General features: G+C 74.4%; 18 protein-coding genes. 10 read left to right on the top strand and 8 right to left on the bottom strand.

Annotated features, from left to right (window positions below):
• Positions 1–118: 118 nt before the first annotated feature.
• From fahA to ACFYXS_RS29660, 3 genes are all read left to right on the top strand, one after another.
• Complete coding sequence (gene fahA, locus ACFYXS_RS29670) at positions 119–1,369, top strand: fumarylacetoacetase (protein ID WP_389253672.1); 1,251 nt, start codon at positions 119–121, stop codon at positions 1,367–1,369.
• A 112-nt stretch (positions 1,370–1,481) separates the two neighbouring features.
• A complete protein-coding gene (locus ACFYXS_RS29665) occupies positions 1,482–2,906 on the top strand; it encodes an MFS transporter (protein WP_389253670.1) in 1,425 nt (474 codons plus the stop codon).
• Positions 2,896–4,374, top strand: coding sequence for a pyridoxal phosphate-dependent decarboxylase family protein (locus ACFYXS_RS29660; protein WP_389253668.1), 1,479 nt, complete (start codon positions 2,896–2,898; stop codon positions 4,372–4,374). Before ACFYXS_RS29665 ends, ACFYXS_RS29660 begins: the two co-directional genes overlap by 11 nt.
• A gap of 686 nt (positions 4,375–5,060) precedes the next feature.
• Here the strand turns inward: ACFYXS_RS29660 and ACFYXS_RS29655 are convergent.
• From ACFYXS_RS29655 to ACFYXS_RS29640, 4 genes are all read right to left on the bottom strand, one after another.
• A complete protein-coding gene (locus tag ACFYXS_RS29655) occupies positions 5,061–6,032 on the bottom strand; it encodes a pirin family protein (RefSeq protein WP_389253666.1) in 972 nt (323 codons plus the stop codon).
• A gap of 7 nt (positions 6,033–6,039) precedes the next feature.
• Positions 6,040–7,800 carry an acyclic terpene utilization AtuA family protein gene (locus ACFYXS_RS29650; protein WP_389253664.1) on the bottom strand — a complete coding sequence of 587 codons (1,761 nt, stop codon included), beginning with the start codon at positions 7,798–7,800 and terminating at the stop codon, positions 6,040–6,042.
• A 92-nt stretch (positions 7,801–7,892) separates the two neighbouring features.
• Positions 7,893–9,254, bottom strand: coding sequence for an NAD(P)/FAD-dependent oxidoreductase (locus ACFYXS_RS29645; protein ID WP_389253662.1), 1,362 nt, complete (start codon positions 9,252–9,254; stop codon positions 7,893–7,895).
• A gap of 198 nt (positions 9,255–9,452) precedes the next feature.
• Positions 9,453–10,010, bottom strand: coding sequence for an NUDIX domain-containing protein (locus ACFYXS_RS29640; RefSeq protein WP_389253660.1), 558 nt, complete (start codon positions 10,008–10,010; stop codon positions 9,453–9,455).
• Positions 10,011–10,139: 129 nt separating this feature from the next.
• Between ACFYXS_RS29640 and ACFYXS_RS29635 the strand changes: the two genes are divergently transcribed.
• The 3 genes from ACFYXS_RS29635 (at position 10,140) to ACFYXS_RS29625 (ending at position 11,422) form a co-directional block, all read left to right on the top strand.
• A complete protein-coding gene (locus ACFYXS_RS29635) occupies positions 10,140–10,544 on the top strand; it encodes a YidH family protein (protein WP_389253658.1) in 405 nt (134 codons plus the stop codon).
• Complete coding sequence (locus ACFYXS_RS29630) at positions 10,544–10,867, top strand: DUF202 domain-containing protein (protein WP_389253656.1); 324 nt, start codon at positions 10,544–10,546, stop codon at positions 10,865–10,867. Before ACFYXS_RS29635 ends, ACFYXS_RS29630 begins: the two co-directional genes overlap by 1 nt.
• A gap of 81 nt (positions 10,868–10,948) precedes the next feature.
• The gene (locus tag ACFYXS_RS29625) at positions 10,949–11,422 is read left to right on the top strand and encodes a MarR family winged helix-turn-helix transcriptional regulator (RefSeq protein ID WP_389253654.1); all 474 of its coding nucleotides are present in this window, start codon (positions 10,949–10,951) and stop codon (positions 11,420–11,422) included.
• Here the strand turns inward: ACFYXS_RS29625 and ACFYXS_RS29620 are convergent.
• On the bottom strand, positions 11,368–12,312 hold the full coding sequence (locus tag ACFYXS_RS29620) for a hypothetical protein (protein WP_389253652.1): 945 nt from the start codon (positions 12,310–12,312) through the stop codon (positions 11,368–11,370). The two genes, ACFYXS_RS29625 and ACFYXS_RS29620, sit on opposite strands and share 55 nt — an antisense overlap.
• A gap of 180 nt (positions 12,313–12,492) precedes the next feature.
• On the opposite strand from ACFYXS_RS29620, the gene ACFYXS_RS29615 reads away from it, so the two are divergent.
• On the top strand, positions 12,493–13,047 hold the full coding sequence (locus ACFYXS_RS29615) for an AAA family ATPase (RefSeq protein ID WP_389253649.1): 555 nt from the start codon (positions 12,493–12,495) through the stop codon (positions 13,045–13,047).
• A 25-nt stretch (positions 13,048–13,072) separates the two neighbouring features.
• Here the strand turns inward: ACFYXS_RS29615 and ACFYXS_RS29610 are convergent, their stop codons facing one another.
• A complete protein-coding gene (locus tag ACFYXS_RS29610; protein ID WP_389253646.1) occupies positions 13,073–13,780 on the bottom strand; it encodes a FadR/GntR family transcriptional regulator in 708 nt (235 codons plus the stop codon).
• Between the two features lie 112 nt (positions 13,781–13,892).
• On the opposite strand from ACFYXS_RS29610, the gene ACFYXS_RS29605 reads away from it, so the two are divergent.
• From ACFYXS_RS29605 to ACFYXS_RS29595, 3 genes are all read left to right on the top strand, one after another.
• Positions 13,893–14,414, top strand: a complete 522-nt coding sequence (locus tag ACFYXS_RS29605; protein ID WP_389253644.1) for a gluconokinase — start codon at positions 13,893–13,895, stop codon at positions 14,412–14,414.
• Between the two features lie 53 nt (positions 14,415–14,467).
• Positions 14,468–15,871: a gluconate:H+ symporter gene (locus tag ACFYXS_RS29600; protein WP_389253642.1), complete on the top strand. Its 1,404-nt coding sequence runs from the start codon at positions 14,468–14,470 to the stop codon at positions 15,869–15,871.
• An 86-nt stretch (positions 15,872–15,957) separates the two neighbouring features.
• Complete coding sequence (locus ACFYXS_RS29595; protein ID WP_389253640.1) at positions 15,958–16,881, top strand: MBL fold metallo-hydrolase; 924 nt, start codon at positions 15,958–15,960, stop codon at positions 16,879–16,881.
• Between the two features lie 9 nt (positions 16,882–16,890).
• Here the strand turns inward: ACFYXS_RS29595 and ACFYXS_RS29590 are convergent, their stop codons facing one another.
• Positions 16,891–18,189, bottom strand: coding sequence for a glucarate dehydratase family protein (locus tag ACFYXS_RS29590; protein ID WP_389253638.1), 1,299 nt, complete (start codon positions 18,187–18,189; stop codon positions 16,891–16,893).
• A gap of 80 nt (positions 18,190–18,269) precedes the next feature.
• Complete coding sequence (locus ACFYXS_RS29585) at positions 18,270–19,253, bottom strand: ADP-ribosylglycohydrolase family protein (protein ID WP_389253635.1); 984 nt, start codon at positions 19,251–19,253, stop codon at positions 18,270–18,272.
• Between the last annotated feature and the right edge of the window lie 62 nt (positions 19,254–19,315).

Raw genomic sequence — 19,315 nt, 5'->3', positions numbered from 1 at the left:
GACAAGTGCGACTTTCGCGACATTACCGACGCGAGCCGTCCGGGGGCCTCAGCCACGCTGGACGCTAGGGTGGGCCGACCGCGCGAGCAGGCGCGGCGCTGACGCGTATGGAGGTGCCATGGCCGCCCCCACCTGGGTCGCCGTGCCGGACGACTCCCCCTTCGGCGTGCACAACCTGCCGTACGGGGTGTTCACCACCGCGGACCGGCCCCACGCGCGGCGGATCGGCGTGGCCGTCGGGGAGTACGTGCTCGACGCCGGAGCCGTGGCGGCGACGGCCGGGGACCTCGCGGCAACCACCGCCGCCCTGCTGTCGGCGCCGACGCTCAACCCGCTGCTGGCGGCGGGGCGGCCGGTGTGGACTGCGGTCCGCGCGCTGCTCACCGCCTGGCTCACCGACCCGGCGCACCGCCCGGCGGTCGAGCCGCACCTGCTGCCGCGGACGGCGGTCGCACTGCACCTCCCCTTCGAGGTGGCGGACTACGTCGACTTCTACGCCTCCGAGCACCACGCCACCAACGTCGGCCGCATCTTCCGGCCCGACGGCGCGGCGCTGCCGCCCAACTGGAAGCACCTGCCGATCGGTTACCACGGCCGCAGCGGCACGGTGGTGGTCTCGGGCACACCCGTGGTGCGGCCGAGCGGGCAGCGCCGGGCGCCGGGCGAGGCCGCCCCGGACTTCGGGCCGTCGCGACGGCTGGACATCGAGGCGGAGATCGGTTTCGTCGTCGGCGGCCCCACCGCGCAGGGCACGCCCGTGCCGCTCGCCGACGCGGAGGACCACGTCTTCGGCGTCTGCCTGGTCAACGACTGGTCGGCCCGCGACATCCAGGCCTGGGAGTACGTGCCGCTGGGCCCGTTCCTCGGCAAGTCCTTCGCGACCTCGGTCTCGCCCTGGGTGGTCCCCCTCGACGCGCTCGACGCGGCCCGTGTCGCCCCGCCGGCCCGCGACGCGGCGCTGCTGCCGTACCTCGACGACCAGGACGGCTCCGCCCCGCCGCGCGGCCTGGACATCGCGCTGGAGATGCGGCTGCGCGGCGAGGTGGTCTCGCGGCCGCCGTTCGCCACGATGTACTGGACGTACGCGCAGATGCTCGCCCACATGACCGTGAACGGCGCCTCGTTGCGGGCCGGGGACCTCTTCGCCTCCGGCACGGTCAGCGGCCCGGAACGGGCGCAGCGCGGTGCGCTCATCGAGCTGACCTGGAACGGCGAGGAGCCGCTGGTGCTCGCCGACGGGACGCGGCGGTCGTACCTGGAGGACGGCGACGAGGTCGTGATCACGGCGACCGCGCCCGGCCCGGACGGCACGCGGATCGGCTTCGGCGAGGTCGCGGGCCGGGTGGTGGCCGCACGCGCGCAGGCGTGAGCCGCCGCGGTACGCACGGGAATCGGGCCGTTCCCGGATCTGTCGGTGCGCCGCGCCGTTGTGATCTCCTGATCCTGTCGCTCCGCCGTCCGCCCCGGCCCGCAGGGAACCCATGCCCGAGACGCTGCCCTCCGCCCCTCCCGGGGACCCCGGCCGCGCGCCCGCCGCGCCGCTGCCGCGCGCGGTGCGGATCGGGTACGGCCTGGGGTCGCTGGGCACGGGCGCGTTCGGCACGGTGCCGGGGCTGATCCTGCTCTACTACCTGACGAACGTGCTGGCCGTACCGGCGGCCGTCGCGGGCGCGGCGGTCTTCCTGCCCAAGGCGTGGGACGTGCTGATCAACCCTCTGGTGGGGGCGGCCGCCGACCGCAGCCGGCTGCAAGGGGGTTCGCGGCGGCCGTTCCTGCTGGCCGGGGCGCTGACCCTGCCGCCGCTGTTCGCGCTGGTCTTCGCGGCGCCGCCGCTGCGGGGCGCGGCCGCGGCCGGCTACGTGGCCGTGTTCTTCCTGCTCGCCGCGACCGCCTACGCGGTCTTCCAGGTCCCGTACGTGACGATGCCCGCCGAGATGACCGAGGACACCGGCGAACGGGCCCGCGTACTGGGCTGGCGGGTGGGGTTCCTGGGGGTGGCGATCCTGCTGTCGGGCGCGCTGGCCCCCGCGATCGCGCACGAGAGGGGCGACACCCCCGGGAGCTACCGGCAGATGGGCGTCGTCGTGGCGCTGATCCTCCTGGCCGGGACACTCGGGGCCTGGCACTTCACCCGGCGGGCCCCGTCGGTCGCCCGCAGCGAGTCCGAGCCGTCCCTGCGGGCGCAGTTGGCCGCCGCCCGGGAGAACCCGGCCTTCCTCTTCCTGGTGGCCATGTGGGGGCTGCAGGCCCTCGCCGTCGGGATCATGCTGGCCGGGGTGCAGTACTTCGCCACGTACACCCTCGGCGCGGCGGGAGCGGTCACCCCGCTGTTCGCCTGCATGATCGGCCCGTTGGTGCTGGTGATGCCGCTGTGGAACCGGCTGGCCCGGACGCGCGGCCCCAAGTACGCGCAGTGGTGCGCCTCGTCGCTGTTCGTCGCGGCTGCCGCGCTGCTCGGGCTCACGCCGTTCGCGGGGGCCGCGCTCGGCTACCCGGCCGTGGCGGCCGTCGGGATCGCCTACGCGGGGCTGCAGTTGCTGCCGCTGACGATGCTCGCCGACACCCTGGCCGCCGACGCGGTACGGACCGGGCGGCGCCGGGCGGCGACCTTCACCGGGCTGTGGACCGCCGCCGAGACCCTGGCGCTCGCGCTGGGCGCCGGGGTCTTCGCCCTGGTCCTGGCCGTGACCGGGTTCCGTTCCTCGGACGCCGCGCACCATGTCGACCAGCCCGGCGCCGCCCTGACCGGCATCGCGTCCGGCATGAGCCTGCTGCCCGCCGTGCTCGCCGCGGCGAGCCTGTGGCTGCTGCACCGCTACCGGGAGGACGTCCCGGTCCCGGCGGCGGCCGCACCCGACCCCGAAGCCACCGACCCATCCGAGGACACGAACGACCATGCCCACTGAGCCCGTTCCCTCCCCCGCACTCCCCCACGGCCGGCCGGCCGAGGAGGTGCTGTCCGAGCTGCGGGCCCTGCGCGCGCAGGACGCCCCGACCCGCGGCGGGCGCACCTTCGCCTACGTCTACGACTCCGGGCTCGCCGGGGTGGACGAGCTGGCCACCGCCGCGTACACGGAGTTCGCCGCCGTCAACGGCCTGGACATGACCGTCTTCCCCAGCGTGGCCCGCCTGGAGAACGACGTCGTGGCCGCGGCCGTGGCGCTGCTGGGCGCGCCCGGAGCGCAGGGCACCTTCACCAGCGGGGGCACCGAGTCGATCCTGCTCGCCGTGAAGACCGCCCGCGACCACGCCCGCGCGGTGCGCGGGGTGACGGAGCCCCAGCTCCTGCTGCCCTCGACCGCGCACGCCGCGTTCCACAAGGCGGCCTCCTACCTGGGCCTGGAGACGGTGACCGTTGCGGTGGACCGGGAGAGCCTGCGGGCGGACGCGGCCGCCATGGCGGCCGCGATCACCGGCCGTACCGCGCTCGTCGTCGCCTCCGCGCCCTCGTACGCGCACGGGGTGATCGACCCGGTGACGGAGATCGCCGCCGCGGCGGCCGCGCGCGGGGTGCTCTGCCACGTGGACGCCTGCATCGGCGGCTGGCTCCTGCCCCATCTGCGGCAGGCGGGGCGGGACGTACCGCCGTTCGACCTGTCGGTGCCCGGGGTGACCTCGCTGTCGGTGGACCTCCACAAGTACGGCTACGCCGACAAGGGCGCCTCCGTGGTGCTGTACCGGGACGCGGAGCTCCGCCGCCACCAGTACTTCGCGCACGCGGGCTGGCCGGGCTACCCGGTGGTCAACCCGACCGTGCAGGGCACCAAGTCGGCCGGGCTGCTGGCCCAGGCGTGGGCGGTGCAGCGCCACATCGGCGAGGACGGCTACCGCGAACTCGCCGAGCGGACCGCCGGGGCGGCCGACCGGCTGCTGGCGGGGCTGCGCGCCGTGGAGGGCGTACGCGTGCTGGGCGACCCGGGGGCCGGACTGGTCGCGTTCACACTGCTCGGGACGGACGGCGCGCCGGATCTGAGCCTGCTGCTGCACCTGGCCGACGAGATGCGCGAACGCGGCTGGTACCTCCAGCCCCAGCTGTCCTTCGACGGGCTCCCGCCGAATCTGCACCTCACCCTGACCCCCGCGTCGGCCGGGCTGGTCGACGCCCTGCTCGCCGACCTGGACGCGTCCCTGAAGGCCGCGCGGACCCTGGCGCCGGTCACCGTCGACCCCGCGCTCGCGCAGTTCGCCGCCGGGCTCGACCCCGACACCCTGGGGCCGGAGGAGGTCGCGGGGGTGCTGGCCTTCGCGGGCCTCGGCGGCGGATCGGAACTGCCGCGCCGGATGGCCCCCGTACTGACGCTGCTCGACGCCCTGCCGGGCCGCCTCAAGGAAGGCCTGCTGACGGAGTTCGTCGGCTCGGTCTTCCGGGTCTGAGGCCCCGCGGGGGCGGGGGCGGGTGCGGGGCCCGTCGGTCGCGGCGGTGCGGGCACCTGTTGGACGGTGACGCCGTCGAGGGCGAACGACGTCGCGTGCGGGGATTTCCCGGCCGTGCGGCCCGGCGGCTCGACGGCCCTACGCGGAGTGCAGCGCCGAGTCGTCCCGCGTCGCCGGCCCCCCGCACCCGGCCGCTCCGCGAACGTAAGCCGGGTCAGCCTTCGCGGGCCCGGCACTTGAGCGCGGAGACGGGTGACTCCCTGGGGGGCGATGGCGCTCGCCGTCCTACCCGTGCACCGAGCGGAAACGCCTCCGGCGGTGCGCGGCCGGGCGGACCCGCGATCCTGTGGCCCCGCGGTCGGTGACGGGCAACACCAGGGCAAGCTGCCGTCCTGGTCAGGGACCGAGCGCACATGCCCGCCGGACGACCCGACCGCACCGGCAACAACGCGCACTCCGCGCCGGGGGACGCACCCGACAAGCCCCCGGCATTTGAGGCTCGCCCTCTCAGCCGCCCACCGCGCAGAAACGCCTCCGGCGCTGCCCGGCCGGGCGAGCCCGCCGCCCCGGGTTCCTCGCATGGTGAGGGGCAATACGCGGCGAGGCACCGGACGCCGTCCGCGTCGCGGACCGCGCAGGCAAGCCCGGCGACCGGCGACCGCCCATCCGACGAGCCGCCGGCGGGCTCAGCGTTCGCGGCCCCGGGGCTTGAGCGCCGTCGCGGGCAGGTCCGGGGCCAGGAGCCGGGCGCCGGCGTAGCCGTGGACCGTGCCGAAGGCGGTGCCGGTGTTCCATTCCTCGCGGGCCCGGGCGATCTCCTCGCCCGAACGGGCCACGAAGTTCCACCACATGACGAGCTTCTCCTCGAACGGCTCGCCGCCCAGCAGCATGACCGAGCCGTCGCTGTCCGCCCGCAGCGGCAACTCGGTGCGCCCGCAGCCCAGATAGAGCATCGAGCCCGGCTCGACGGGCACCCCGTCGACGTCGATCCGGCCGGCCATGGCCAGTACGGCGTACTCGAAGTCGCGCTCAAGCGGCAGCGAGACGTCCGTGCCCTCGGTGAGGGCCAGGTCCGCGCCGACGAGGGGGGTGAAGGTGGAGCCGGGCGAGACGGCGGTGTCGAGGGCCCCGAGCAGGACGGTGGCGCGCAGCCCGCCGTGCCCGCCGGTGACGAGCGGGAGGTCGGCGTAGTGCTCGAAGGACGGCTCGCGGTGCCGCTGCGTGTCGGGAAGGGCCACCCACAACTGCGCGCCGTGCAGCAGGCGGGCGTGGTCGCGGGGGGACTCCTCGGAGTGCGCGATCGCGCGGCCGGAGGTCATGAGGCCGAGTTCGCGGGGCCGCACCGTCCGCAGGCTGCCCAGGCTGTCGCGGTGCAGCACCTCGCCCTCGTGCAGCCAGCTGACGGTCTGCAGGCCGATGTGCGGGTGCGGTGGCACCTGCATGCCGGGCTCGTCCGCGATGTCGTCGGGTCCGTAGTGGTCGACGAAGCACCAGGCGCCGACCATGCGGCGGCCCAGGTTGGGCAGCAGCCGGCGCACCTGACTGCTCTCGCCCAGGGGCACGACGCGGCCGGTCAGCAGGTCGCGCACGGGCGCGGCGGACACGTCCTCCCGTCCGCCGCACGCGGTGGGCCGGGGACGCACGTCGAGATTGCTCATGGGGTGGTCACACCTCGGTGCGCGGGGCAGGGAGCAGGGCGGCGGGGATGTCGGCCTCCAGCCCGCGCAACTGCTCCCCGAGCCCCTTGGCCTGCGGGTCGGGACGGGTGGACGCGGCCACGCCCTCGCCGAGCAGGCCGTGCACGACGAAGTTGAGGGCGCGCAGGTTGGCGAGTTCGTAGCGGCTCACGCGGAGCTTGGCTGCCTCCGGTACGAGCGCGCGCAGCCGTTCGACGTCCAGCCAGTCCCGCAGCCAGGCGTACGCGGCGTCGCTGCGGGCCCACAGGCCGACGTTGGCGTCGCCGCCCTTGTCACCGGACCGGGCGCCGACGACCAGGCCCAGCGGGGCGCGCACGGTGGGCCCGCCCGGCGCGGGCGCAGTGGACTCGGGGACGGACGCGGGGACGGGCGCCTCGGCGGCCGCCGGTGCACGCGGCACGGGCACGCGGGTGCCGTCGTGGAGCACGACCTCGTGCCGGACCACCTCGGCCGGGACCAGGGCGGGCCAGTGCACGCCGTACTCGGTGGCCTTCGGCGAGAAGTGCTCCATGTGCAGGCCGGGTGCCGTCGACAGGCCCGTGCCGACCACGGCGGAGAACAGGGCGCGGCCGGCCTTGTCCTTGTCGGCGTCCTTGACGGTGAGGGTGAGCCGGGCACCGGACGCGGTCGGCTCCAGGTGGACGTCGTACGTCCCGAACCGCCCGGGCCCGCCGGTGGCGTCCAGCAGGGACGCCTCGGCGAACCGGGCCTTGGCCTCGATGTCGGGACCGGTCAGCACGAAGGTCGCCGTGTTGCGGTAGCCGCCGTGGTGGTTGAGGCACACCTTGAGGGTGTCGGGGGCGGGCTCGCCGCGGGCGCCGCTGACCAGGACCCGGTCGGGGCCGAGTTGTTCGAGGGTGACGGTGTCGAAGCGGGTGACGACGTCCGGGTTGAGGTAGGCGGGCCGGTCGATCTCGTAAAGAAGTTGGGCGGTGACGGTCTCGACGGTGACCGCGCCGGCGGTGCCGTCGTGCTTGGTGATGACGGCGGACCCGTCGGGGTGCATCTCCGCGAGGGGGAAGCCGGGGTGCACGGGGCGCTCGATCTCGGTGAAGAAGGAGTAGTTGCCGCCGGTCGCCTGGGCGCCGCACTCGATGATGTGCCCCGCGGTGACGGCCCCGGCCAGACGGTCCCAGTCGTCCGGCGCCCAGTCGAAGGCCCACGCCGCGGGGCCGACCACCAGGGAGGCGTCCGTGACGCGCCCGCAGATCACCACGTCGGCGCCGGCGCGCAGCGCCCGCGTGATCCCCCACGCGCCGAGGTAGGCGTTGGCGGTGACGGGCCGCACGTCGGCGTCGGCGAGGGTGCGGCCGGTCGCGAGGTGCGCGAAGTGGTGCCCCTGCGCCTGGAGTTCGGGGAGCCGCTCGATGAGGTCGTCGCCCTCGACGTACGCCACCGACGGGCTCAGCCCGGCGAGGGCCGCCAGTTCGCCGAGTTTGGCGGCCAGTCCGGCCGGGTTGAGGCCGCCGGCGTTGACGACGACCTTGATGCCGCGTTCCAGGCACGTACCGAGCACGTCGCCCATCTGGGCGAGGAACGAGACCGCGTACCCCGCGCCCGGGTCCCGTTGCCGGGCCTTCCACAGCAGCAGCATGGTGAGCTCGGCGAGGTAGTCGCCGGTCAGCACGTCGATGGGGCCGCCCTCGACCATCTCGCGGGCGGCCGAGAGGCGGTCCCCGTAGAAGCCTGAGCAGTTGGCGATCCGCAGGGTGTCTCGTCGCTGGGTCATGTCCCTCGCCGTCGGCGGTGTCGGTCTTCAGCTGTGGTGGTGCGGTGAAGCCGTGGTGCGGTGTGGTGCGGTGTGGTGCGGGCCGCCCGGTGTCAGACGGAGGTCGCGCGCAGGGAGTCCACGTGGCGGCGGATCTCCTCCGGCGAGAGGTAGATGTCGGTGACCTCGAAGTCCTTGAGGGCGGCCGGCCTGCGTGCCTGGAACCCGGTGCGCACGAAGTCGTCGCCCGCGACGGCGTTGAGGAACCAGCCCGCCGCCGCCCGGAAGCGCGCGGGGAAGGTGCGCAGCGCGCCGAGGTGGTAGCCGCGGGCCACGATCTGCGCGGGCAGGCCGCTGAGCGGGATGCCGAGCGGCTTGGAGACCGCCTCGACGCCGCCGAGGTCCACGACCAGCCCCAGGTCCTTGTGCCGGTACTCCTCCAACGGGCGGCCGCGCAGGGCGGCGACCACGTTCTCGGCGACGGCCTTGCCCTGCCGCATGGCGTGCTGGGCGGTGGGCGGGCACACGGCGCCGCCACCGGTCGCGAGGTCCGGGACCGCGGCGGAGTCGCCGAGCGCGAACACCCCGTCGGCGCCGGGGATGCGCATCTCGGCGTCGGTGACGAGACGGCCCTTGACGGTCTCGGTGCCGAGCGTGGTCACCAGCGGGCTGGAGACGACACCGGCGGTCCAGATCAGGGTCCGGCAGGGCAGCTTGCGGCCGTCGGTGAACGTGACGGTGTCGGGGGTGACCTCGGCGACGGAGACGCCGAGCGACACGTCGACGCCGCGTTCCCGCATGATCTGCAGCGCCTTCAGGCCGAGCTTCTCGCCGAGTTCCGGCATGAGGCGGGGCGCGATGTCGATCAGGTGCCACTTGATCAGCGCCGGGTCCAGCCGCGGGTAGCGCTTGGCGGCGGCCGTGGTCAGCCGTTGCAGGACGGCGGCGGTCTCGGTGCCGGCGTAGCCGCCGCCCACGACCACGAACTGCAGCCGGGACTCGCGCTCGGCCTGGTCGGTGGTGGCGGAGGCCAGGTCCAGCTGCGCGATGACGTGGTCGCGGATGTACGCCGCCTCGGCGAGGGTCTTCATGCCCCGGCCGTACTCGGTGAGTCCGGGGATGTCGAAGGTGCGGGTGACGCTGCCGGGGGCCAGGACGAGGTAGTCGTACTCCTCGACCTGCTCCTCGTCGGTGATCTTCCTGACGACCACCGCCTTGGCCGCCGGGTCCACGCCGATCGCCCGACCGGGTATCACCGCGGTGCGGTGCAGCATGCGGCGCAGCGGGACCGCGACGGCCTGCGGGGTGAGGACACCGGCGGCGACGTGCGGCAGCAGGGGCAGATAGAGCTGGTGGCTCCAGGGCGTCACCAGGCTGATGTCGGCCTCGTCCGGCGCCAGCCGGCGCTCAAGGCGGTGCGCGCACTCCATGCCCGCGAAGCCACCGCCGACGACCAGGATCCTGGGTCGGTTCATCACTCGCCTCCCGTGGGACCGTTCGGGCCCGATTCCCTACCCGCGGCGTGTGCGGATACGCCTCCGGCCACGCTCGCACAGGCCCCGTCGCGGCGCGAACGGAACACCGGGGCGCGCGAGCGGCACGCTACCGGCCGTGCCCCGCCGAGCAGAAGAGCCGGGACGGGGGCCGGACGGCACGTGCCCGCGCGGCGGTGGTCAGCGCGCGGTGCGGCGCCGGGCGAGCAGCCGGTGGTAGGCCTCCAGTCCGTCGGGGACCCACGCGCGGCGCGGGAGCTCGTCCTCCAGCTCCCGCTCGGTGAGGAAGGCGTGCCAGGCCACTTCCTCCGCCTGCGGCGCGACCGGCAGGTCGCAGCGCACCTCGTAGACCCGCGACCACCAGGTGTGGCCGGCGGCCGCGCCGGTCCCCTCGTACAGGAAGCCGAACAGCGGGGTGGGCTGCGGCAGCCCGCTGACGCCGAGTTCCTCCTCGGCCTCGCGCAGGGCGGCGGCGTCGTACGCCTCGCCCGCGCCTACGACACCGCCGACGAACATGTCGTACAGGGAGGGGAAGACCAGTTTCCCGGCCGTCCTGCGGTGCACGAAGACCCGGCCGTCGGCGTCCCTGGCCAGGATGAACACGCACCGGTGCCGCAGTCCGCGGGCGGTCGCCTCGCCGCGGCGGGCCTGGCCGACGACCCGGTCCTGCTCGTCCACGATGTCCAGCAGCTCGTCCGCCGGGCGTGCCGCCCCGTCCGTGCCGTCCATGCCGTCCATGCCGCGCCTCCGCCGTCCGGTCGCCGGTGATCCCCGTACGGTGCCACGGCCGCGGGCGTCACGCACCTCTCCCCCGGGCGGCAGCCGGTGGACGCCGGGGGTTGTCCTGGCGTGGGTAGGGTGAACCGTGTGATCGACGCTGTCCGGAACACCGCGCGGGCGGTCGGCCTGTGGTTCGCCCCGGAACGGGTGCGGACGGAGGGCACGACACCCGACTACCGCTTCTCGCTGGCGAACGAGCGGACGTTCCTGGCCTGGCTGCGCACGGCGCTGGCGCTGGTGGGCGGCGGTTTCGCCGTGGACCAGTTCCTGCGGGACCTGCAACGTCCGGTCCGGGTGACGCTGGCGGTCGTGCTGGTCGTGGGCGGGGCGATGTGCGCGGTGCGGGCGGTCAACCACTGGGTGCGCTGCGAGCGGGCGATGCGCCGCGGGGAGGACCTGCCGGTCTCGCGGTTCCCGGCGCTGCTGGCGGTGGTGGTGGCCGCGATGGCGGTGGTGCTGCTGCTCACCGCCGTGCTGGGGCGGGCCGGCTGATGGACGCCGGCGGGACCCCGCCGCGCGATCCCGGGCTGCAGCCGGAACGGACCCGGCTGGCGTGGCGGCGGACGACCCTGTCCTTCGCGGTGGCGGCGCTGCTGGCCGGGCGCGAGGCGCTGCTGCAGGGGGTGTCGGCGGTCGCGATCTGCGCGGTGGCCGTGTGCGCGCTGGTGTGGCTGGCCTTCACGGCGGTCGCGCAGCGCAGGATCGCCGTGCTGGACGACGTCCGGCCGCCGGTGCTGACCGGGCCGTGGGCGGCCGGGGCCGTGCTGTGCGTCCTGGCCCTGGTCCTCCTCGGGTCGGCGCTGCTGTTCCTGTGACCCCGGGCCCCCGCGCCCGTGGAAACTTGGGCACATCAAGCAAATGGTTCACAATGTCAAGTACCTGAGTACACTCGCAGCATGAGCGCCCGGAACGCCCCGACCGCCCCGGCTTCGCCGGCCGTCGCACCGCCCTCCAAGATCCAGCTGCTGGAGCTGCTCGCCGCCATCGGCACCGCCCAGTGGCAGGACTTCGCCGCCGCGGCGGCACGGCACGGGCTGACGTCCATGCAGGCCAAGGTGCTCTCCCAGTTGCACGGACCGGTCCCCATGCGCGGTCTCGCGGAGCGGCTGGTGTGCGACGCGTCCAACATCACCGGCATCGTGGACCGTCTCGAGGCCCACGGCTTTGTGCGCCGCGAGGTGAGCCCGGCCGACCGCAGGGTGAAGAACGTGGTCGCCACCGATCTGGGCCGCGAGACGATGGGCCGGGTGCGCGACGAGATGCAGGCCACCCACGGCGCGCTCGACGTCCTCGACGCCGAGGAGCGCGAGGCGCTCTACGGCCTGCTGGAGCGGCTGCGCCCGGTCATGGAGGACCGCACCCGCGGCTGACGCCGCAGGGGCGCGACGAGCGCCCGGACGTTCCGGTCGGCGAAGCCGGGCTCGGCGCCGATGACGCGGATCAGCTGCTCGCGCACGGCGCGACCGCGGCCCGCCCGAACCACCTCCAGCGACTCGGCCAGGGCCGTCGGCAGCCCCGGGCGGTGCCAGGGCTCGGCGGCCCACTCGTCGAACCACCGGCGGGGCGGGAACGAGGGCTGCAGTTTGTCCTGGTCGTTGCCGAGGTAGGCCCACACCCGGACGTCCAGTGACACGCTCGCGGCGTGCCCGGCCGGAAGGCCGCGGGCCCAGTCGCCCTCGGTGTGCTGCTGCCAGCGCCAGGTGTTCGGGCTGGTCCGTTCCCGGATCGTCACGCCGACGAAGCGCAGCTTGCGGCGGATCACCGGCCAGGGCTCGCGGCTCTCGGCCGCCCAGCCGGACAGCGCGCGGTGCAGCACGTCGTAGGTCGTACCCCCGTCCACCACGTCGACCAGCGCGACCGGCCGTGCGCGGCGGGCCAGGTCGTACGGTGCGAGCCCGGCGGCCGCCAGGTGCTCCCGCAGCCGGCGGGCCTGCGCCGCGTCCAGCCCCGCGCCGCCCGCCCGCAGCGAGAGCGGCAGGCGCAGCAGCCGCCCCTCCCAGGAGGAACCCTCGAAGGCGCCGCTGAGCAGGTCGTACATGCTGTCCAGGGAACGTCCCACGAAGCACAGGTCGGCCCCGCCGGAACGGGCGAGCACCTTGCCCGCGCAGGTCGTCAGCTCCGGCAGGAACCAGAGCCGGGGCGGCTCGGCCCCGTCAGTGAGCGCGCCGAGGCGGTCCGGGCGACGCCCGTCGCCGGCGCGCGACAGCGTCCAGCGGTAGGGCTGCGGCGGGGCGGGGCGCGCGCCCGGTGGAGAGGTCATGGCCACCAGTCGACCATTCCGGGGCCCGGCCGGTCACCCGGTTTCCAGTCGTCCGTCACCAAGGATTCCGCTGGCTGCACGTTCGACCTTAGATTCGCCCCTGACACGCCGATTTCCCTGAGAGGAGGGCCTTGTGACGATCCGTCACCGGTTCCGCGACAGACGGCGGCGGTGCGAGGCATGTTCCTGATCACCGGCATTCCGGCGTCGGGCAAGTCCACCGTGGCGCAGGAACTGGCCGAGCGGCTGCCGAGGTCGGCGCACGTCCGCGGGAACGTCTTCCGCCGGATGATCGTGGGCGGCCGTGCCGAGCCCGCTCCCGGCCACCCCGGCGAGCACCCCGGCGGTGAGCACGACGACGGCCCCGACGAGGAGGCGCTGCGGCAGATGCGGCTGCGGTACGCCCTCGCCGCGGCGAGCGCCGACGCGTACGCCGCCGCCGGCTTCACCCCCGTGCTGCAGGACGTGATCCTCGGCGACGAACTGCCCCGCACGATCGCGCTGCTGCGCACCAGGCCGCTGCACGTCGTCGTCCTCGTCCCGCCTCCCCGGGCGGTCGCCGCGCGGGAGGCAGGGCGCGCCAAGCGGGTCTACGACGCCGTTGTGACGCCCGCACGTCTCGACCACGCGCTGCGCTCGAGTACGCCCCGGATCGGACTGTGGCTGGACACCGGCGAGCAGACCCCGCAGGAGACCGTCGACACGATCCTGCGCCACGCCGGGCCCACCGGCTGAGCGCGGTCCCGGCGGCGGGGCGGCGTCAGGGCGCCAGGATGTCCAGTTCGCGCATGGCGCCCACGCAGATCTCCCGCATGAGCCGCTCGGCGGCCTCGGCGTCGCGGGACCGCACGGCCTCGGCGACCCGGACGTGGAGGGTGACCGCCTCCGGGTCGGGGGCGCTGAACATCAGGTGGTGCTCGGTGCGGCCGGTCAGGACCTCGGCGACCACGTCGCCGAGCCGGGCGAACATCTCGTTGCCCGAGGCCCGGAGCATCAGGCGGTGGAACGCGACGTCGTGGACCAGGTACGCGGCCAGGTCCGCCGCCCGTCCGGCCGCCGCCATCTCGGCGGCGAGGACGGTGAGTTCGCGGCACTGGGCCGGCGTGGCGGCCGCCGCCGCGAGCCCGGCGGCGACCGGCTCGACAGCGGTGCGCAGCATGGTCAGCGAGCGCAGCTGGCGGGGCCGGTCGGCGCCGGCCAGGCGCCAGCGGATGACGGCGGGGTCGAAGACGTTCCACTCCTCGGTGCGGCGCACCGTGATGCCGACCCGGCGCCGGGACTCGACCAGGTGCATGGCCTCCAGCACGCGGACGGCCTCGCGGACGACGGTGCGGGAGACGCCGAAGTCGCGCTCGAGTTCGTCGATGCGCAGCACCGTGCCGGGCGGGTGGACGCCGGAGGCGATGGCGGGGCCGAGTTCCGCCAGGACCCGGGCGTGCAGGCCGCCGTTCTCTCCCTGCCGATCCATGGCGACAGCCTATGCGGGAATGATTCGTATGACGATTTGATTTCGACCCCTTGAATAAGTAGTACCTATGACGTTTCCTGAGGGCCGTCACCCGGACGAGGAGGTACCAGCGATGACGGACAACGGCCCGGACGGCCCGCGTCTCCCCCTGGTGGTGGTCATGGGGGTCTCCGGATCCGGCAAGTCCACCGTCGGCGGACTGCTCGCCGAGCGGCTGGGCGTCCCGTACGCCGAGGCCGACGACTTCCACCCGCCGGCCAACATCGCCAAGATGTCGGCCGGGCACCCGCTGAACGACCGGGACCGCGCCCCCTGGCTGGACGCGATCGCGGCCTGGATCACCGAACGCGGCGGGCGCGGCGGCGTGGTCAGCTGCTCGGCCCTGCGCCGCCGCTACCGCGACCGGCTCCGCAGGGACGCGCCCGGCCTGTTCTTCCTGCACCTCGACGGCCGCGAGGAACTGATCGCCGCCCGTCTCGCGGCGCGGATGGAGCACTTCATGCCGGCCGGGCTGCTGCACTCGCAGTTCGAGGCGCTGGAACCGCTCGACCCGGACGAGGCCGGGGCGGTCGTCACGATCGACGGCGGCCCGCAGCAGATCACCGAACGCGCCCTGGCGGCTCTCCCCCACTGAGCCCTCCAGCACTCCCCCCAACACCCTCCCCCCACTGACAACGGAGTACGAACGTGTCTGCACTCAGCGCCGAGTTGCTGGCCGCGACGCCGGCCGCGACGGAGCCGATCACCAGCGCCGGCGACACCCGGCTCGGCGTCGCCGCGCTCGTCGGTATCGCGGTGATCGTCCTGCTGATCACCCGCTGGAAGATGCACGCCTTCCTGGCCCTGACCATCGGCACCGGCGTCCTCGGTGCCGTCGCCGGGGCGCCACTGGCCAAGACCATCACCAGCTTCACCACCGGGCTCGGCACCACCGTCGCGGGCGTCGGCGTGCTCATCGCGCTCGGCGCGATCCTCGGCAAGCTGCTGGCCGACTCCGGCGGCGCGGACCAGATCGTCGACACGATCCTGGCGAGGACCAGCGAGCGCCGGCTGCCCTGGGCGATGGCCCTGATCGCCGGGCTGATCGGCCTGCCGCTGTTCTTCGAGGTCGGCATCGTGCTGCTGATCCCGGTCGTGCTCCTGGTGGCCCGCCGCGGCAACCACTCCCTGATGCGGATCGGCATCCCGGCGCTGGCCGGCCTGTCGGTCATGCACGGTCTCGTCCCGCCGCACCCCGGCCCGCTCGCCGCGATCGACGCCATCCACGCCGACCTCGGCACCACCCTCGCGCTCGGTGTCCTCGTCGCGCTGCCGACCGTGGCGATAGCCGGACCGCTCTTCGGCCGCTTCGTGGACCGCTGGGTGCAGGTCACCCCGCCCGAGCACCTCACCCCGAGCCGCGCCTCGGACGAGCTGGAGAAGCGGCCCGGCTTCGCCCCCACCGTGGCCACCATGCTGCTGCCGGTCGTGCTCATGCTCGGCAAGGCACTGGTGGACGTCCTCGTCGACGACCAGGGCAGCCCGGTCTTCCGGATCTTCGACGTCATCGGCTCGCCGCTGATCGCCCTGCTGGCGGCCGTCGTGGTCGGCATGTTCACCCTCGGCCGGGCGGCCGGCTTCACCAAGGAGCGGATCTCCACCACCGTCGAGAAGTCCCTCGGCCCGATCGCGGGCATCCTGCTGATCGTCGGCGCGGGCGGCGGCTTCAAGCAGACCCTCATCGACGCCGGCATCGGCAACATGATCCTGAACTGGTCGGACGGCTGGCACATCTCGCCGCTGCTGCTGGCCTGGCTGATCGCCGTCCTGATCCGGGTGGCCACCGGCTCCGCGACCGTGGCGACGATCTCCGCCGCCGGCCTGGTCGCCCCGCTCGCCGAGGGCATGACCTCGACCCACACCGCGCTGCTGGTGCTGGCCGTCGGCGCCGGGTCGCTGTTCTTCTCGCACGTCAACGACGCCGGGTTCTGGCTGGTCAAGGAGTACTTCGGGATGAGCGTCCCGAAGACCCTCAAGTCCTGGTCGGCGATGGAGACCGTCATCTCGGTGGTCGCGATCGTCTTCGTCCTGCTGCTGTCGCTGATCCTGTAGCCGGTCCGCCGCGGGCGGCCCCACCCCGCCTGGCCTGCGCCCTTCCCTGTTAGGTTCTTCGCGGTCCACCAGGGAAGGGCGCAGCCATGTCGTCTCCGTCGTACACCGAAGCTCCGTACACCTCCCGGCTCACGCCGGGCGTCCACGCCTACGTCCAGCCGGACGGCGGCTGGTGCCTGAACAACGCCGGGTTCGTCAGCGACGGCCGCACGACGCTGCTGGTGGACACTGCCGCCACCGAGCGGCGCGCCCTGCTGCTGCGCGACGCGCTGACCGCCGCCGGGGTGCCGCAGCCCTCGTACGTGGTCAACACCCACCACCACGGCGACCACACCAACGGCAACAGCGTCTTCACCCCCGGTGCCCGGATCGTCGGCCACACGGCGTGCGTCAAGGAGCAGCTGGCCGCGGGGCACCAGCTGCAGGCCATCTGGCCGGACGTGGACTACGGCGAGGTGCCCGTCATCCCCGCCACGGTCACCTACGAGGAGCAGCTGACCCTGCACGTCGGCGACGAGGAGGTGCGGCTGCTGCACCCCGGGGTCGCGCACACGCTCGGCGACACCGTGGTGTGGCTGCCCGGTTCGCGGGTGGTCTTCACCGGCGACCTGGTGTTCAACGGTGGCGCGCCCTTCGTCCTGATGGGCTCCCTGGCGGGGTCGCTGCAGGCGCTGGAGACGCTGCGCTCGCTGGACGCCGAGGTGGTCGTGCCGGGCCACGGGCAGGTCTGCGACCCGTCGGCGTACGACACGACGGAGGCCTATCTGCGCTTCGTGACCGAGCTCGCGGCGGACGGCCACAGGGCGGGGCGGGAGCCGCTGGAGGTCGCCAGGACCGCCGACGCCGGCGAGTTCGCGGCGCTGCGCGAGCCGGAGCGGCTGGTCGCCAATCTGCACCGCGCGTACGCGGAGCTGGACGGGCTGCCGCCCGGCTCGCCGCTCGACCTGGTGCGGATCATCACCGACATGGCGGTGCTGAACGGCGGCCGGGTCCCGGAGTGCCTGGCCTGAGGCCCGGGTTCACCAGCGCGGCACGGAGGGGCTGACCCAGCCGGGCTCGGCGCGGCGCATGGCCTTGGCGTCGTCGCGGTCGCGCAGGCCACCGTCGTCGTCGAGCCAGCGGCGGTGCAGGGCCTCCAGGGCCGTCCGGTCCAGCTCCACGCCGAGGCCGGGGGCGTCGGACACGGCCAGCCGGCCGCCGCGGAACTCGTGGCGGCGGGTGATGACGTCCTCGGTCTGCCAGGGGTAGTGCGAGTCGCAGGCGTGGTGCAGGTTCGGCACCGTGGCGGCGACGTGGGTCATCGCGGCGAGGCTGATGCCGAGGTGGGTGTTGGAGTGCATGGACACCCCCACCCCGAAGGTGCGGCAGAGCGCGGCGAGTTCACGGGTGTTGCGCAGCCCGCCCCAGTAGTGGTGGTCGGAGAGCACGACCTGGACGGCTTCCTGGGCGAACGCCTCGGGGATCTCCTCGAACGTGGTGACGCACATGTTGGTGGCCAGCGGCAGGTCGGTGCCGGCGGCGACCTCGGCCATGCGGGCGGTGGTGGAGGCGGGGTCCTCCAGGTACTCCAGGACGTCGCCGAGCTCGTCCGCGACGCGCAGCGAGGTCTCCACGGACCAGGCGCCGTTGGGGTCCAGGCGTAGCGGCATGCCGGGGAAGGCCGCGGCCAGCGCCCGCACCGCGGCGATCTCCTCGTCGGGCGGGAAGACCCCGCCCTTGAGCTTGAACGAGGTGAAGCCGTACTCGCGGACGAAGCGCCGGGCCTGCGCGACGACGCCCTCCGGGTCGAGCGCCGCGCCCCAGTCGTCCTTGAGGCCCTGCCCGTCCGGGTGCTCCGCCCAGCGGTAGAAGAGGTAGGCGCTGTAGTCGACGGTGTCGCGCACCTTGCCGCCGAGCAGCGCGTGCACCGGGAGTCCGAGCGCCTTGCCGAGCGCGTCGAGGCACGCCACCTCGAAACCGGAGACCACCGACAGCAGCACCTTGTCGGCGGTCTGGACGCCGCGCAGCCCGCCGGCGTCCACCGCGTCCGAGGTCTCCTGCGGCGGTGCGCAGACCAGGCCGGCGAGCGGCACCAGGTTGTTCAGGTCGCTGACCTCGCACCCGGGCAGCGCGTCGGCGAGCTGCCGGGCCGGCTCCAGGTACCGGGCGTCGCCGTAGGTCTCGCCGACGCCCGTGATCCCGGTCTCGGTGGTCACCTCGATGATCAACCGGGGGGTGAACGGCTGGTGAACGCCTTGGGTGTTGAGGAGCGGCGGGTCGGAGATCAGGACGGGGGTGAGTCGTACGTCCGTGATCGTCAGGTCCCTGCGGTGTGTCATCAACGCCCACCCTCGTTGTTCACATACATGATTGAGATGCGTCTATCAGAATCGGACCCTAGGTCCCCTCCCCAAACTCGTCAAGAACGCACAGGTCCGGACACGGATCGCGACCCGGCCGTGCCGGGCGGCCGGGGCACCCAGCCGGGCAGGGGTTCGGCCGCGCCGTGCCACGCGGGCGGCAGGCCCGCGACGCCGGTACGGGCGACATGGACGCCACCCGCCATCGCACAGGTGGTGTCCATGTCGCCCTGTCCGGCCACCGCGCTCCACAGCCCGCCTGCCAGGTCGTCAAGGTGCATGGCGGCGCACCACAGGGCGAAGGGCACGGTGTCGGGTGCGGAGACGCCGTAGCCCGAGCCCAGCACGTCGGCGGCGTGCCGGACGGGGGTGCCCTCCGGGAAGCGGCTCGCGACCCGCAGGCCGCCGCGCACATCGCCGGCCGGGACCCGGTCGCCGACCGTCCGCAGCAGGTCGGCCGGGGGCGGCCCACCGCGGCTGCGGGCGGCCAGCGCGGCGGCCAGGGCCACGGCGACGGCCCCGGCGGCGGCCTCCGGGTGGTGGTGCGAGACGGCCGCCTGCCGAGCGGCGGCGTCGGCGACGGCGTCCAGGCCGGCACCAGGGCCGGGCCCGGGCCCGGGGTCCGCGTCGGCGAGCCAGGCGCCCAGCGGGGCGACGCGCATGGCGGCCCCGTTCCCGTACGAGCCCTGGCCGCCGAACTGGGCGCCGACGACCCGCCGCCACGGCTCCCCGGCGCCGATGCGGCGCAGCACGTCGTGCATCGCGGGGCCGTACTTGCGGTGCGGGTCGGCGGCGTAGGCGTCGGCGAACGCGCGGGCCAGTCCGTCCTGGTCGACGGCGCCGCCGAAGGCGTCGAGGTGGGAGCAGAGGGCGAGCGCCTGCGCGGTGACGTCGGTCCACGGCCAGGGGCCGGCGCCCACGTCGAGGACCCTCCGCGCCATCGCGTCCTCCCGCTCCGCGTACGGCACCCGGTACCAGCGGCCGCCGAAGGCGTCACCGCGGGCCAGGCCGTAGAGGCAGTCGAGCGCGGCGGGCGGGATCATGGCTGCAAGTCTTGCAGCGCCGCCGGGCGCGGGCACTTCGGTGCGCGGCCGCCGGTTCACGC

This window comes from Streptomyces sp. NPDC002574 (assembly GCF_042889545.1).
Lineage (GTDB): Bacteria > Actinomycetota > Actinomycetes > Streptomycetales > Streptomycetaceae > Actinacidiphila.
This window is presented reverse-complemented; position numbering and strand designations above follow the sequence as displayed.